At 71.2% G+C, this 15006-nt stretch carries 14 protein-coding genes; 10 read left to right on the top strand and 4 right to left on the bottom strand.

Features of this window, described 5'->3' with window-relative positions:
• The 9 genes from M1105_RS18930 to M1105_RS18970 form a co-directional block, all read left to right on the top strand.
• The coding region (locus M1105_RS18930) for a SulP family inorganic anion transporter (RefSeq protein WP_249581946.1) at positions 1–1025 on the top strand (1025 nt) is incomplete at its 5' end.
• Entirely contained in the window at positions 1022–1687 is a 666-nt protein-coding gene (locus M1105_RS18935) for a Crp/Fnr family transcriptional regulator (RefSeq protein WP_249581947.1), read from the top strand. The genes M1105_RS18930 and M1105_RS18935, both read left to right, overlap by 4 nt.
• 76 nt (positions 1688–1763) lie before the next feature.
• Positions 1764–1958, top strand: a complete 195-nt coding sequence (locus tag M1105_RS18940; protein ID WP_249581948.1) for a YgaP family membrane protein — start codon at positions 1764–1766, stop codon at positions 1956–1958.
• Positions 1959–1989: 31 nt separating this feature from the next.
• Entirely contained in the window at positions 1990–2586 is a 597-nt protein-coding gene (locus M1105_RS18945; RefSeq protein ID WP_249581949.1) for a rhodanese-like domain-containing protein, read from the top strand.
• Positions 2587–2716: 130 nt separating this feature from the next.
• Positions 2717–4132, top strand: a complete 1416-nt coding sequence (locus M1105_RS18950; protein WP_249581950.1) for a cytochrome ubiquinol oxidase subunit I — start codon at positions 2717–2719, stop codon at positions 4130–4132.
• A 10-nt stretch (positions 4133–4142) separates the two neighbouring features.
• Entirely contained in the window at positions 4143–5147 is a 1005-nt protein-coding gene (gene cydB / locus M1105_RS18955; protein ID WP_249581951.1) for a cytochrome d ubiquinol oxidase subunit II, read from the top strand.
• A complete protein-coding gene (locus M1105_RS18960) occupies positions 5147–5251 on the top strand; it encodes a DUF2474 domain-containing protein (RefSeq protein WP_249581952.1) in 105 nt (34 codons plus the stop codon). The genes cydB and M1105_RS18960 overlap by 1 nt, the downstream gene beginning before the upstream one ends.
• Positions 5252–5362: 111 nt before the next feature.
• Positions 5363–5701 (top strand): RidA family protein, encoded by a 339-nt coding sequence (locus M1105_RS18965; protein WP_249581953.1) that lies wholly within the window; start codon positions 5363–5365, stop codon positions 5699–5701.
• Between the two features lie 81 nt (positions 5702–5782).
• Positions 5783–7039, top strand: coding sequence for a D-amino acid dehydrogenase (locus M1105_RS18970; protein WP_249581954.1), 1257 nt, complete (start codon positions 5783–5785; stop codon positions 7037–7039).
• A 48-nt stretch (positions 7040–7087) separates the two neighbouring features.
• Here M1105_RS18970 and M1105_RS18975 read toward each other — a convergent pair whose 3' ends face one another.
• On the bottom strand, positions 7088–8050 hold the full coding sequence (locus M1105_RS18975) for a hypothetical protein (RefSeq protein WP_249581955.1): 963 nt from the start codon (positions 8048–8050) through the stop codon (positions 7088–7090).
• A gap of 144 nt (positions 8051–8194) precedes the next feature.
• A complete protein-coding gene (locus tag M1105_RS18980; RefSeq protein WP_249581956.1) occupies positions 8195–9490 on the bottom strand; it encodes an aspartate aminotransferase family protein in 1296 nt (431 codons plus the stop codon).
• A gap of 187 nt (positions 9491–9677) precedes the next feature.
• Between M1105_RS18980 and ftsH the strand changes: the two genes are divergently transcribed.
• A complete protein-coding gene (gene ftsH / locus M1105_RS18985; RefSeq protein ID WP_249581957.1) occupies positions 9678–11555 on the top strand; it encodes an ATP-dependent zinc metalloprotease FtsH in 1878 nt (625 codons plus the stop codon).
• A 36-nt stretch (positions 11556–11591) separates the two neighbouring features.
• Here the strand turns inward: ftsH and M1105_RS18990 are convergent, their stop codons facing one another.
• Together M1105_RS18990 and M1105_RS18995 are read right to left on the bottom strand one after the other, a co-directional pair.
• Positions 11592–12527 (bottom strand): hypothetical protein, encoded by a 936-nt coding sequence (locus tag M1105_RS18990; RefSeq protein ID WP_249581958.1) that lies wholly within the window; start codon positions 12525–12527, stop codon positions 11592–11594.
• The gene (locus tag M1105_RS18995) at positions 12511–15006 is read right to left on the bottom strand and encodes a Lon protease family protein (RefSeq protein WP_249581959.1); all 2496 of its coding nucleotides are present in this window, start codon (positions 15004–15006) and stop codon (positions 12511–12513) included. Before M1105_RS18995 ends, M1105_RS18990 begins: the two co-directional genes overlap by 17 nt.

Consider the following 15006-nt stretch of genomic DNA (forward strand, 5'->3'; position numbering starts at 1 on the left):
GAAAGCATCGTCCGGATGGACCGAAGGCCGACCATGAACTAACAATCACCGTGGACCAATCAAGTTGGGCTGCTCAGGCGCTGCTGATCTCGGTGATCGGCTTCGTCGAGTCGGTGTCGGTCGCGCAGACGCTGGCGGCCAAGCGGCGCCAGCGGATCGTGCCGGATCAGGAGCTGGTGGGCCTTGGCGCCGCCAACCTTGGCGCGGCCTTTACCGGCGGATATCCGGTGACAGGGGGCTTCGCGCGCTCGGTGGTCAATTTCGACGCGGGCGCCGAGACGCCGGCCGCGGGGATCTTCACCGCCATCGCCATCGGGGTGGCGACGCTGACGCTGACGCCGCTGCTCTATTTCCTGCCGAACGCGACGCTTGCGGCCACCATCGTCGTGGCGGTCCTCAGCCTCGTGGACCTCGGCGCGCTGAGGCGGACCTGGACCTATTCGAAGGGCGACGGCCTCGCGCAGGCCGCGACCATCGCCGTGACGCTGGTGTCCGGCGTCGAGGCGGGGGTGGTCGCGGGGGTCGTGCTGTCGGTGGTGCTGCATCTGTGGCGCACCTCGCATCCCCATTCCGCGGTGGTGGGGCAGGTGCCGGGGACCGAGCATTTCCGCAACGTGACCCGCCACGAGGTGGTCACCGCGCCCGAGGTGTTCTCGCTGAGGGTGGACGAGAGCCTCTACTTCCCGAACGCGCGCTTCCTCGAGGACCGCATCTACGACGCCGTTGCCGCCGATCCTGCGATCCGCCATGTCGTGCTGATGTGCCCGGCGGTGAACTTCATCGACAGCTCGGCGCTCGAGGGCCTCGAGGCGATCAACCTGCGGCTGAGGGATGCAGGCGTCGCGCTGCATCTGTCCGAGGTCAAGGGGCCGGTGATGGACCGGCTGCGCCGCTCGCATTTCCTCGAGGTGCTGTCGGGCCGGGTGTTCCTGACGCAGTACGACGCCTTCCACGCCTTGTCACCCGAGCTTGCCGAGCGCACGCTGCACGCGACCCGGGTCGACACGGCGAGGCGGCTGGCATGACGGAGACACTCGAGCAGGCGCTTGCCCGTGCCGCGCCTGACCTGCCTGCCGGCTTGCGCGCGGCAATCGCCGCGCGCGCAAGCCGCGTGCGCGTGGGCGACGGCTACCGGTTGTTCGGGCCGGGCGACCGGTCGGAGAGCTTCCTGATCCCGCTCGCCGGCGCCGTGCGGGTCGAGCACATGGGGCCAAGCGGGCGGTCGGTCGTGCTCTACCGTGTCGCGCCGGGCGAGAGCTGCGTGATGACCACCTCGTGCCTGCTGTCCGGCGCGCCCTACGAGGCCTATGGCTATGCCGAGGGCGATGTCGAGGCCATCGCGCTGCCCGCACGCGCCTTCCGCGATCTCGTGGAGCATGAACCGGCCTTCCGCGACCTTGCCCTCAGCGTGTTCTCGCAGCGGATCATCGAGCTCGTCGACGTGATCGACGAGCTGCTGCTGCACCGCGTGGACCTGCGCCTTGCCGGCTGGCTGGCCGAGCGGGCAGGGCCGGAGGGTGTGATCGCAGCGACCCATCAGGCCATCGCGTCCGAGCTTGGCACCGCGCGCGAGGTGGTCTCGCGCATCCTCAAGGAGTTCGAGCGCCGCGGCTGGGTGAGCCTGACGCGCGGCGAGATCCGGGTCGAGGACGCCGGCGCGCTGAAATCCTTCGCCGCCGCGCGCTGACGGTGACGACGTCACTGACCGCGCGGCGCGATCGCGCGAGACTTGCGCGCATGACACCGCGAGAGGGAGAATCGCCATGAAGTTCACCGCCAATGTCGGCACCACCGACCGCATCCTGCGGATCGTGCTCGGCCTTCTGCTGATCGGCCTTGCGCTGGGCGGCCAGATCGGCGTCGGGGGCTGGATCGGCGTCGTGCCGCTGGCCACCGCGTTCCTCAGGTTCTGCCCGGCCTATGCGATCTTCGGCATCCGCACCTGCAAGGAATGCTGAGGGGCGCGGGGAAACGGGAAAGGAGACCGACATGCTGAAGGCCATGCTGACCGCGGGCGCGCTGGCGCTCGGGCTGACTGCTGCGGCCGGGGCGGCCGAGATCCGCTCGAGCGTCGATGCCGCGACGCTCGACAAGGAAAAGGCAACGCCGCTGGGCCTCTACCTCACGCCCAGGGACGCGCACGCGGCGCTGACGGCCGATCCCGCGATCGTGTTCGTCGATGTGCGCGACCCCATCGAGGTGGCCTTCGTGGGCCACCCGCAGGGGATGGACGCCAATATTCCGGTGAAGATCGCGACCCACGACTTCGACGCGAAGAAGGGCAGCTACGCGATGAAGGATAACGCGAGCTTCGTGGCCGAAGTCGAGCGGTTGATGGCCCGCGAAGGCCGCGGCAAGGCCGATCCGGTGTTCGTGATGTGCCGCTCGGGCGGGCGCGCGGCCGATGCGGCCAAGTTGCTGGCGGCGGAGGGGTTCACCAATGTCTGGAACCTCGTGGAAGGCTTCGAGGGCGACATGGACAAGCCGACCGGGCAGCGCAGCGTCAATGGCTGGCGCAACGCGGGCCTGCCCTGGTCCTACAAGCTGGACGCATCGGCGGCCTGGCAGCCCCCCGCCGCGAACTGAGGCGCCCGTGCCTGCGGCCTGGCGGGTTGCCCGACGGCAGGCAATGCGGCACGCTGCCACCACGTGCCCGGCCCCGTGAGGGTCCGGGCCGAGCGCCGCTGGCCGGAGGCGATGCGCGGGAGGTAACGCCATGTTCCTCGGGTTCGACGCCCTCGAGCTCGCCCGCTTCCAGTTCGCGTTCACGGTTTCGGCGCACATCATCTTCCCGGCCTTCACCATCGGGCTCGCGAGCTATCTCGCGGTGCTCGAGGGCCTGTGGCTGCGCAGCGGCGACGACGCCTATCTGCGCGTCTTCGAGTACTGGAAGACGATCTTCGCCGTGGTGTTCGGCATGGGGGTCGTGTCGGGCATCGTGATGTCCTACCAGTTCGGCACGAACTGGTCGGTGTTCTCGGACAAGGCGGGGCCAGTGATCGGCCCGCTGATGGGATACGAGGTGCTGTCCGCCTTCTTCCTCGAGGCGGGGTTCCTCGGCGTGATGCTGTTCGGCCGCGACAAGGTCGGGCGGGGGCTGCACTTCTTCGCCACGCTGATGGTGGCCATCGGAACGCTGTTCTCGGCCTTCTGGATCCTCAGCGTGAACTCGTGGATGCAGACGCCCGCCGGCTACGCGATCAACGAGGCCGGGCAGTTCGTGCCCGACAACTGGTGGGCGGCGGTGTTCAACCCTTCGTTCCCCTATCGTCTGACCCACATGGTGCTGGCCGCCTATCTCACCACCGCCTTCGTCGTGGGCGCGGTGGGCGCATGGCACCTGCTGCGCGACCGGACGAACCGGGGGGCGTGGATCATGTTCTCGATGGCGATGTGGATGGCGCTGATCGTGGCGCCCGTGCAGATCGTTGCGGGCGACCTGCACGGGCTCAACACGCTTGAATACCAGCCTGCCAAGGTCGCCGCGATCGAGGGGCACTACGATGGGCACCCGGAAGGCGCCGCGCCGTTGATCCTGTTCGGGATTCCGGACGACGAGGCGGCGTCGATCCGCCATACGCTCGAGATTCCCTATCTTTCCTCGCTGATCCTCACGCATGACCTGACCTCGCCGCTGCCGGGGCTGAGGGATTTTCCGCCCGGGGATCGCCCGCCCGCGGAATTGATCTTCTGGACCTTCCGCATCATGGTGGCGGTGGGCTTCGCCATGGTGGCGCTGGGCCTCTGGTCGGCCTGGGCGCGGTGCCGCGGGCGGCTCGACGCCTCGCGCTCGCTCCATCGCGCCGCGGTGGCGATGGGGCCAAGCGGGTTCCTCGCGGTGCTGTGCGGCTGGATCACCACCGAGGTCGGCCGCCAGCCCTGGACCGTCCACGGCCTGTTGCGGACCGCCGACAGCGTCTCGCCGCTGGGCGCACCAGCGGTCGGAACCTCGCTGCTGGTGTTCATTGCGGTCTATTTCGTGGTGTTCGGGGCAGGGACCGCCTACGTGCTGCGCCTGATGGGCAGGTCGCCCGGCGGCGGCGATGACATTTCGATCCTCGGACCCACCCGCAGCGCGGGGATCACGCCGGCGCTGTCGGTCGGACGGCGCGGTCGCGGCGCGGCGGGCTGAGGAGGGAGTGATGGAACTCGATCTACCCTTCATCTGGGCCGGGCTGATCGCCTTCGCGGTGCTGGCCTACGTGATCCTCGACGGCTTCGATCTCGGGGTCGGGATCCTCTCGCCGACCTTCAGGGCCGAGGCGGACCGCGAGCTTGCGATGAACACGATCGCCCCGGTCTGGGACGGCAACGAGACCTGGCTGGTGCTGGGCGGCGGGGGGCTGCTCGCGGTGTTCCCGCTGGCCTATGCGATCGTGATGCCCGCGCTCTACGCGCCGATCATTGCGATGCTTATGGGGCTGATCTTCCGCGGCGTCGCATTCGAGTTCATCCACCGCGCGCGGCGCACGCGCGTGCTGTGGGAATGGGGCTTCGCGTTTGGCTCGCTGGTCGCGGCGTTCTCGCAGGGGATCGCGCTTGGCGCGCTGGTGCAGGGCATCGACGTCGAGGGCCGTGCCTATGCCGGCGGCTGGTGGGACTGGCTGACGCCGTTCTCGGTGCTGACGGGCGTCGCGCTTGTCGTGGGCTATGCGCTGCTGGGCGCGACCTGGCTGGTGATGAAGACCTCGGGGCCCGTCCAGCGCGCCGCGCGGCGGCATGCCTGGCGGGCGGGCGCGGGGACCGTGGGGCTGATCGGCGTCGTGAGCCTCGTCACGCCCTTCCTCGAGCCGCAATACGCGGCTCGCTGGTTCGCCTGGCCGACGGCGATCTTCTCGGTGATCGTGCCGGCGCTGGTGCTGGGCTGCGCGTGGCTTCTGTTCGCGGGGCTGAGGGGGCAGGCCGATCGGCAGCCGTTCTTCGCGTCGCTGGGGCTTTTCGTGCTGTCGTTCATCGGGCTCGGGATCAGCTTCTATCCCAACATCGTGCCGCCCGGCCTGAGCATCTGGGCGGCGGCCGCACCGGATGCGAGCCTTGCGTTCCTGCTCGTCGGCGCGCTGGTGCTGATCCCGATGATCCTGGGCTACACTGCCCATGCCTATTGGGTGTTCCGCGGCAAGGTCGATCCAGGCGAGGGCTATCACTGATGCGCGGCGCTCTTGGGCGCCTGGGCTGGTTCGTCCTGCTCTGGGCGCTGGGGGTCGCAGCGGTTGCGGCGGTGGGGCTGGCGATCAGGCTGGTGCTGGACTGATCCCGGCGCGCGCTGGACGCGGGGTGCGGGGCTGGTGTATTCGCGGCCATGTCTCGGCACACCGCCGACCCGGGCGCGCCACGCGCCAACCATCATCAGGGGAGCACCGCCATGATCGAACGCCACCACACCGGCAAGCGCATGAGCCAGATCGTCAAGCATGGCGGGATCGTCTATCTCGCCGGGCAGGTGGGCGAGGGCGAGACCGTGGCCGACCAGACCCGCGACTGCCTGGCCGAGATCGACCGCCTGCTGGCCGAGGCGGGCTCGGGCCGCGACAAGATCCTGCAGGCGATCGTCTGGCTCGCCGACATCGCCGATTACGACGAGATGAACTCGGTCTGGGACGCCTGGGTGCCTGAGGGCCATGCCCCGGCGCGCGCTTGCGGCGAGGCGAAGCTCGCGGCGCCCAAGTACCGCGTCGAGGTCATCGTCACCGCCGCCGCCTGACCGCGCTTTCCCCTTTCGCCGCGCGCGCGGGGCCTGCATCCTGAGCCGGGGCCGCCGGTCCCGGAGCTTGGAGGGTTTACCATGAAGGCCATCGTGCTCGGTGCCGGCGTGATCGGCGTCACCACCGCCTGGTATCTCGCCCGCGCGGGGGTCGAGGTGCTGGTGCTCGACCGCCAGCCGGGGCCTGGGATGGAGACGAGCTTCGCCAATGCGGGCGAGCTCAGCTACGGCATGACCTCGCCCTGGGCGGCGCCCGGCGTGCCGAAGAAGGCGCTCAGGTGGCTGTTTATGCGCCACCGGCCGCTGTTCATCTGGCCGCTGATCAGCCCCGCCATGTGGGCCTGGGGCGCGCGGATGCTGCTGAACTGCAACGCGGCGTCCTACCGGCTGAACAAGGGCCGGATGGTGCGGATCTCGAACTACAGCCGCGATGCGCTGCCGGACCTGCTGGCCGAGGTGCCGCTGGACTTCGACATGCGCGAGCAGGGGACGCTGCAGCTCTTCCGCACCGAGAAGCAGGTCAAGGCGTCGAAGGCCGACCAGGAGGTGCTGGCCGAGTTCGGCTCGCCCTTCGAGGTGCTGGACCGCGACGGCTGCATCGCGGCCGAGCCGGGGCTTGCCCATGTCGCGGGCAAGTTCGTGGGTGGCCTGCGGCTGACCGCCGACCGCACCGGCGACTGCCGGATGTTCACGCTGGCGCTGGCGGAGAAGGCGGCCGGGCGGGGCGTGACCTTCCGCTATGGCGTCACGATCAGGGAACTCGCGATCGAGGGCGGGCGCATCGCGGGCGTGGTGACCGACCAGGGGCGCGAGACGGCGGACACCTATGTCTGCTGCCTCGGGCCCTATGCGCCGATCCTGCTCAGGACGGCGGGGATCCGCCTGCCGATCTACCCGATCAAGGGCTACTCGATCACGCTGCCGGTGACCGACGCCACCGCGGCGCCGCAATCGACCATCATGGACGAGACCCACAAGGTCGCGATCACGCGGCTGGGCGACCGCATCCGCGTGGCCGGGCAGGCCGAGATCATCGGCTACAACCGCAAGCTGGGCGCCCATGCCACCGACACGGTGCGTTACGTGGTGAGCGACCTGTTCCCCAGGGGCGGCGACGTCGCGCGGGCCGAGGGCTGGACCGGACTGCGGCCGATGACGCCGGACGGCACGCCGGTAATCGGCCCCACCCGCTATCCCAACCTGTTTCTCAACACCGGGCACGGGACGCTGGGCTGGACGATGGCGGCCGGATCGGGCCGCGCGGTGGCCGACGTGGTGCTGGGCCGCACGCCCGAGATCGATCTCGACGGGCTCACCGCCGCGCGCTACGGCCAGTAGCGGGGCATCGCGGCGGAGGGGCGCCCGGACGGCCAGCCGGGCGCCGGGTCACTGGCGCCCCTGCTGCTGGCGCCGCATCTGTTCGAGGATCTCGGCCGAGCGGTTGCCGCGATCGTCGGTGCGGGGGCCGCGTCCCCCATCTTCGGGCCTGCCTGCGCCTTGCGATGTGTCCCGTCGGGCCTCCTCGGCGCGGCCACGCTCGCGCTGCGCGTCGTTCTGGCGCTCGCGGTCCGTCCGGCCAGATGTGTCGGGCTGCCGGTTGCGGTCCGGCCGGCCGGAGCTGTCGGGCTGCCGGTCGCGTCCGCGCCCGCGTTCGGCCTCGCGCTGGCGCTCGACCCGCTGCTGGCGGTCGCGCTCAGCTTCGCGCCGCCGGTCGTCGGCGCGCTCGCGGTCCGCTCGGCGCTCGCGGTCCCGTTCCTGCTCGCGCTCGCGCGAGAGCTGGCGCTGGCGCTCGACCTCCTGCTCGCGCTCGCGGCGGCGTGTGCGTTCGTCCTCGCGCTCGCGCTCGCGGCTGCGCTGTTCCTCGCGCTCGCGGCGGTCGCGGTCCCCGCGCTGTTCGCTGTCGACGCGGCGGCGGATCTCCTCCTGCCGCTCGCGCAGGCGGCGGCGCTCCTCCTCGGTCTCGCGCCTCAGGTCGCGTTCCGGGCGCCGGCGCCAGTCGTCGCTGTCCGCGCGGTAGCGGCGGCGGTGATCGTCGTTGCGGTCGTAGGGCCGCTGGTCGCGGACATAGATCACGTGCCGGTCGACCGGGCGAAGGTAGATGTGCCGAGGCAGGCTGCGGACGCGATACCACCGCGACCTGTCCCAGTAATAGTAATATCCACTGTAGACATGGAAATACACGTTCACGGATGGATAATAATAATATTCGTAGAATGGTTCATTGTAGACATAGGCCCGACGGCGCGGATAGTAGTAATCGTCGTCATAGACCGGCGCGCAGGCCGCCAGTCCGGCGCCCGACAGGATGGCGCTCCCGGCAAGGAGCCGCATGAAGCCGCGTCTGTGCATGTCGCTCGCCCTCCACGAGGCAGGATGGGCAAGCCGCCTTGCCCGTCGCATCTTTCACGCACGACCAGCCGATCCCCGTCGCGGGCCGCGTCGATCATGCACCTAGGCGTGCGCCGCCATTGGTCTACCTGCGGACGGGGGACCTCAGCCAGCCTCTGCCACGGCGTCGGCTGCGGCCGCGATGGCCCCGACGGTCTGCGCGAGGTCAGCCTTGTCATGCGCCAGCGAGACATAGAACTTCGACTCGGGCTTGAGGATGCCGTGGCGGCGCAGCGTGGCGTTGAAAAGCCGCAGCCGGCGCAGGTCGCCGCGCAGGACGTCGCGATAGTCGCGCACCGGGCGGTCGGTGAAGACCGCGTCGAACAGCGCGGGGTCGCCCACCACCTGAACGGGGATGCCCACGCGGGCGAACTCGCGCCGGATCGCGTCCATGATCGCCCACCCGGTGGCGCGGATGCGCTCGTAGGATCCCTCGCGCCGCAGGATCGCCAGCGTCGCGAGCCCGGCGACCGAGGCGACCGGGTTGCCCGAGAGCGTGCCGATCTGGAACGTGAACTTCCCGGACCCCACCGCCTCGCGGTCGAAATGCGCCATGATCTCGCGCCGCCCGGCGATGGCGGCGAGCGGGAAGCCCCCGCCGATCACCTTGCCCAGCGTGCACAGATCAGGGGTCACGCCATAGGCCTGCTGCGCGCCGCCATAGGCCAGCCGGAAGCCGGTCACCACCTCGTCGAAGATCAGCACGATGCCGTGGCGCGCGGTCTCCTCGCGCAGCGCCTGAAGGAAGCCGGGCTCGGGCGGGATCAGGCGCTGCAGGGGCTCGACGATCACCGCGGCAAGCTCGTGGGCATGGTCCGCGATGGTCGCGCGCATCGCCTCGATGTCGTTGAAGGGGGCGATGACCATCGAGCGACGCACGGCGTCGGGGATGCCGGCGGAATCGGGCACGGCCTCGGGGAAATTGGCGAGGTGCTGCGGCGCGAGGCTCATCAGCGCCTCGCCCGACATGCCGTGGTAGCCGCCCTCGAACTTCATGATCCGCTCGCGCCCGGTATGCGCGCGGGCGAGGCGCATCGCATACATGTCTGCCTCGGAGCCGGTCGAGACATAGCGGAGCTGCTCGGCGCAGGGAACGGCCGCGCAGATCGCCTCGGCCAGCTCGATACCGGCGGCGTTCAGCGCGAAGAAGGTGAAGCCGCGTGCAAGCTGGGCCTCGACGGCTTCCACCACCTCCGGGTGGCCATGGCCCACCAGCATCGGGCCCGAGCCGATCAGGAAGTCGACATACTCGCGCCCGCTCTCGTCCCACACGCGGCCGCGCTCGCCCCGCGCGATCACGATGTCGGGCGGGAAGTTGCCGAAGCCCGCGGCGGGCAAGACGCGGGCGGCACGGGCAAGCAGGTCCTGCTCGCGGTCGGAACGGTCGGGGGCGGATGTCATGTCTGATCTCGCGGCGCGCGGCTGGGCATGGGAGGGGTTTGCGACATCCTCGGGCGATCGGCGCGCGCGCGGCAAGCGAAAGTTTCGACGGGCGCGCGCTCCTTGATGCGCATCAAGGCGGGTAGGGCGGGGCGCCCGTTATCGTGCTAGGGTGGGTGCGACACGAGCGCCTGGGCGGGAGGACGCGATGGCGCCAAAGGATCGCCAGCAAGGAAACGGCGACGACGTGCCGCTGCCGCCGCTGTGGCTCTACGCGCTGATGTTTCTCGTCGCGCTCGCTCTGATACGGGCGGTCGTGGGCGACGGCGCGGGCCCGGCGATCGAGACGGTGTCCTATTCCGAGCTCAAGGCCCGCATCTCGGACGGCGTGATCGCCGAGGTCGAGATCGACGGCACGCAGATCACCGCGACGCCGCGGCTGGGCGACCTGCCGGGCGGGCAGGAGACCCGGCTGCGGGCCAATGCGCCCGAGATCGGCGATCCCGCGCTGTTGCCGCTGCTCGACCAGAAGAACGTCACCATCTGGAACACGGCCCCGCGCGAGACCTCGGGGCTGATGTGGTTCCTGCCGTGGCTCCTGATCCTTGGAGTCTACTTCCTGATGATGCGCCGGATGGGCGGCATCCCGGGGGCGGGCGGCGACATCCTGGGCTCGAAGGTTTGGAGAGTCAGCGGCGAGCGGCCCGACGTGACCTTCGCCGACGTGGCCGGGCAGGACGAGGCCAAGCGCGAGGTGGCGGAGCTCGTCGATTTCCTGCGTGAGCCCGAACGCTTCGCCCGCCTCGGGGCGCGGGCCCCAAGCGGGGTGCTGCTGATGGGGCCGCCCGGCACCGGCAAGACGCTTCTGGCGCGGGCGCTGGCCGGCGAGGCGGGGGTGCCGTTCTTCTCGACGTCGGGCTCGGCCTTCATCGAGCTCTATGTCGGCGTCGGCGCGTCGCGCGTACGGCGCATGTTCGAGGCCGCGCGCAAGGCGGCGCCGGCGATCGTCTTCATCGACGAGCTCGACTCGATCGGGCGGGTGCGCGGCACCGGGCTGGGCGGCGGGCATGACGAGCGCGAGCAGACGCTGAACCAGATCCTGGCGGAGCTCGACGGCTTCACCGGGCGCGAGGCGGTGGTGGTGCTGGCCGCCACCAACCGGCCCGACGTGCTCGACCCGGCGCTGCTGCGGCCGGGCCGCTTCGACCGGCATGTGACATTGTCGCTGCCCGACCGGGCGGCACGGCGCGCGATCCTCGAGGTCCATGCCAAGAAGGTCCGGATGGGCGCCGACGTGGCGCTCGACGAAATCGCCGCGGGGACGCCGGGCTTCTCGGGCGCCGATTTGCGCAACCTGATCAACGAGGCGGCGATCGCGGCGGCGCGCGAGGGTGCGCGCGAGGTCTCACGCAGCCATCTCGACCAGGCGCGCGACCGGGTGATGATGGGCACGGTGCGGACGCTGGCGATGCGGCCGGAGGAGCGCCACCGCATCGCCGTCCACGAATCGGGCCACGCGGCCGCCGCCTTCTACCTGCCGGATGCCGACCCGCTGCTGAAGGTCACGATCATTCCGCGAGGGCGCAGCCTCGGCGGGACGCATCTGCTGCCCGAGGAGGAGCGCCACACTCTGCCGGAAAACTATCTGCGGGCGCAGCTCGCGATCATGCTGGCCGGGCGCGCCGCCGAGCAGGTGTTCCTCGGCTCGGTCAGTTCGGGGGCCGAGGACGACATCCGCCGCGCCACCGCCATGGCGCGCGCCATGGTGGCGCGCTGGGGCATGGGCAAGGATATCGGCCCCGTCGACCTGAGCCAGTCCGAGGAACACCCCTTTCTGGGCCGCGAGATCGCCCAGCCCCGCACCTTCGCTGACCGGACCGCGGCGCGGGTGGACGAGGCGGTGGCCGCGCTGATCGCCGAGGCCGGCGGGCGTGCGAGGAAGGCGCTCGAGGAAAACCGCGAGGCGGTCGCGCGCCTCGTCGCCCGGCTGGAGCAGGAGGAGGTGCTCGAGCGCGCGCAGATCGAGGCATGCCTGAAACCGGGCCCCGGAAGAACGCTCGGGGTGATCGAGGGGCGGCGCGACTGAGCGCCGTCAGGGTCTCCCGGCCCGCCGATCCCGATGCTAGCCCGTCGCCGCGGGCCCGCCACCGGCGCCTGCCTGCGACGCGATGCGCTGGGCGGCATGACCCGACATGAGCAGAAGCGGCGCGGTCGCCCGACGCAGGGCGGCGCCCAGCACGCCGGGTTCGGCAAAGGGTGCGCCCGACAGATCCGCCACCACCATGCTCGGCGTCAGGTAGCGCAGCGCGTCGGCCACGCCCGCGGCCTCCCCGGCCGGCCAGGTGTGGAGCGCGAAGGGGCCGCCGGCCAGCGAGGCGGCGCGCGCCGCCAGCGCCCCGTGCATTCCGGGCGCGGCCAGCGCGAGCAGGGCGAGCGGCCGCCCGGATGCCCGAGCGAGGCGCGACGCCATGCGGATCGTGCCCGCGCCGGCCGTGTCGCCATCATCGATAGCAACGACCGGGCCGGTACGGTTCGTCACGATCGCCGGGACCACGAGAACGGCGCCCGCCGCCCTGGCCGCGGCCTTCACCAGAGCCCCGGACGGCGCGGCCTGCAGCCCGCCGCCGGGGCCGAGGACCAGCAGGTCGCCCGGCCCGGCGTGCCCCACGACCGCCGTCTCGATCCGGCCCGACACGCTCTGGAACGCGACCGTCCCGGCCGGGTGGGCGGAATGGAGCGCGGCGCGGCAGGCGGCCTCGGCGCGCAGCCAGGCCCGCTCGACCGCGTCGAGCGTCAGCGCCTCGGCCACCCCGTGGCCGGGGGCGAGCACCGTCGCGAAGGGCAGGGCGGCGAGGTCGGCAAGCCGCTGCTCGCGGACATAGAGCGCGGCGAGCGCCGCGTTCGTCGCGCGGGCAGCCAGACACGCGGCCTCGATCATCGCGTGGCTGGCCTCGCCGCCCGTCAGGGCCACCAGGACGCGCGCGAAGCGGATGCCCTCGTCGGTGCCACCCGTGCCCTGTGGGGGGGAGGAGGGGGCGGCGTCAGGCTTCGTCGTCATCGCGCCTCTCCGCCCCGGTCTCCCCGTCCTCGTCCTTCGCGCCGAAGGCCTTGCGGGCGCGGGCGAAGCCGGCAAGCGTCGCCTCGACGCGCGCATTGACCGAGCCTTCGGGGAAGCGCCCGTCGGGTCCGCGCGTCCCGGCGTCGTGGCCGGTCAGCAGCGCGATCCCCTCGTCGATCGTGGCAACGGGATAGATGTGGAAGCGCCCGGCCGCCGCGGCCTCGACCACGCGCGGGCGCAGCACCAGGTGCTTGACGTTGGTCGAGGGGATCAGCACCCCCTGATCGCCGGTCAGGCCGCGCGCCGCGCAGATGTCGAAGAACCCCTCGATCTTCTCGTTCACGCCGCCGATCGCCTGCACCTGGCCGAGCTGGTTCACCGAGCCCGTGACCGCGAGATCCTGCCGCAACGCCAGCCCCGACAGGGCCGAGAGGAGCGCGTAGAGTTCGGCCGACGAGGCGCTGTCGCCCTCGACCCCGCCATAGGACTGCTCGAACACCAGCGACGCCCACAGCGACATCGGCGCCTCGGTCGCGAAGGTCGCGGCGAGGTAGGAGGACAGGATCAGCACGCCCTTCGAGTGGATCGGGCCGCCCAGCTTGGTCTCGCGCTCGATGTCGATGACATGACCCGAGCCCATGCGGACCCGCGCCGTGATCCGCGAGGGCGCGCCGAAGGCCGCGGCATGACCGGCCGCGATCACAGTGAGGCCGTTGATCTGGCCCACGCGCGCGCCTTCGGTGTCGATCATCACCGTGCCGCGGCCGATCCCCTCGTGCCAGCGCTGGCGCAGCCCGTCGGCACGGAACTCGCGCTCGGCGATGGCGCGGGCGATGTCCTCGGCGGCGACCCGCTCGCGCCCGGCATCGGCGGCCCAGTGATCGGCCTCGGCCAGCAGGTCGGCGAGCTGGCCCAGCTTGAGGGAGAGGCGCTCGGCATCGCCGGTCATCCGGGTGGCCTCGCCGATCGCCGCCGCGACCGCGCCGGGGTCGAGCGGGCGCAGCCCCTCGCGCGCGGCGGTGGCGCCGATCAGCCGCGCATATTCGGCGATGGTCGCCTCGTCGCGCGGCATGCGGTCGTCGAAATCGGCCTCGACCTTGAAGAGCTCGCCGAATTCCGGGTCGAGCGCCGAAAGCAGGTGGTAGATCAGCGGCTCGCCGATCATCAGGATCTTGACGTCCAGCGGGATCGGCTCGGGCTCGAGCGAGACGGTGCTGAGCAGGCTGAGTTCCTCGGCGGCCGAGGTGATGGCGATCCGGCCCGAGCGCAGCGCCCGCTTGAGGGCGTCCCACGACAGCGGCTCGCGCAGCAGCCTGAGCGCATCGACCACCAGGAACCCGCCATTTGCCCGGTGCAGCGCACCGGCGCGGATCATGCTGAAATCTGTCTCCAGCGCGCCCATGCGGGCGGTGTGATCGACCCGCCCGATCAGGCGCGCAAGGGTGGGGTGGTCCTCGTAGACGACGGGCGCGCCGGGTGCATGCCCGCCCCCGCCATTGGCGATCACCACGTTGACCAGATAGCGCCGAAAGCGCGGGTCCTCGGCAACCGGCATCGACGCCTCGGGGAAGGGGCTCTCCTCGCCCGTGTTGAGCTCGAGCACGAACAGCTCGACATTGTCGATCAGGTCGCCCCGCATCTCGTCGAGCCGCTGCGCGGCGGCAGGGACATCGGCAAATTCGGGGCGCACGCCCGCGATGGCCGCATCGACCACCGTCTGGGCCATCTCGGCGTTGAGCGCGCGGATCTCGTTGCGGCGCTTCTCCTCCTCCTCGGGCATCTTGCGCATCAGGGCGGCGAGCTCGGTCTGCAACTCGCCGATCCGGTCCTGGATGCGCTTGCGCTCCTCGGCCGGCAGTTTCTGGAAGGCGTCGGGCTTGACCACCTCGCCGTCGCGCATCGGGGCGAAGGCGAAACCCATGGGCGTGCGGAGGATGCCGATCCCCTCGTCATGGGCGCGGGCCTCGATGGCCTCGAAGCCCGTGTTCTGGCGCTCCTGGAAGCGCTCGTCGATCTGGCGGCGGCGCTCGCGGTAGGCGTCGGTCTTGAACAGCGCCGGGATCGCCGTGCGAAGCTGCTCGACAAGGCCCGCGACCGCGTCGCGGAACGGGATGGCCCGGCCGGCGGGCAGGCTCAGGGCGCGCGGCTTCCAGTCGGTCTCGAAATTGTGGACATAGATCCAGTCGTCCGGCGCGGGACGCGCGCGGGCCGCCCGCTCGGCCACCTGCACCGCCGAGGTCCGACGGCCCGAGCCCTCGGGGCCATGCACGAAGGCATTGAAGCCCTTTTGGCGCACTCGGGTCGCGAAGTCGAGCGCCCGCGCAGCGCGTTCCTGCCCCGGCAGGCCAGCCGCTGCCGACCCCGCCCCGGCGGTCCCTGCATCGGGGGCCGCCGCGGCTTGCGGCGGCAACGAGGACGGATCGAGCGCCGGGCAGAGCGCCTCGGGCGGCAGGGGTTCGGGCGCGTCGGGCGCACTCAT

The sequence above is a fragment of the Thermohalobaculum sediminis genome, from assembly GCF_023487995.1.
In the GTDB taxonomy this organism is placed as follows: domain Bacteria; phylum Pseudomonadota; class Alphaproteobacteria; order Rhodobacterales; family Rhodobacteraceae; genus Thermohalobaculum; species Thermohalobaculum sediminis.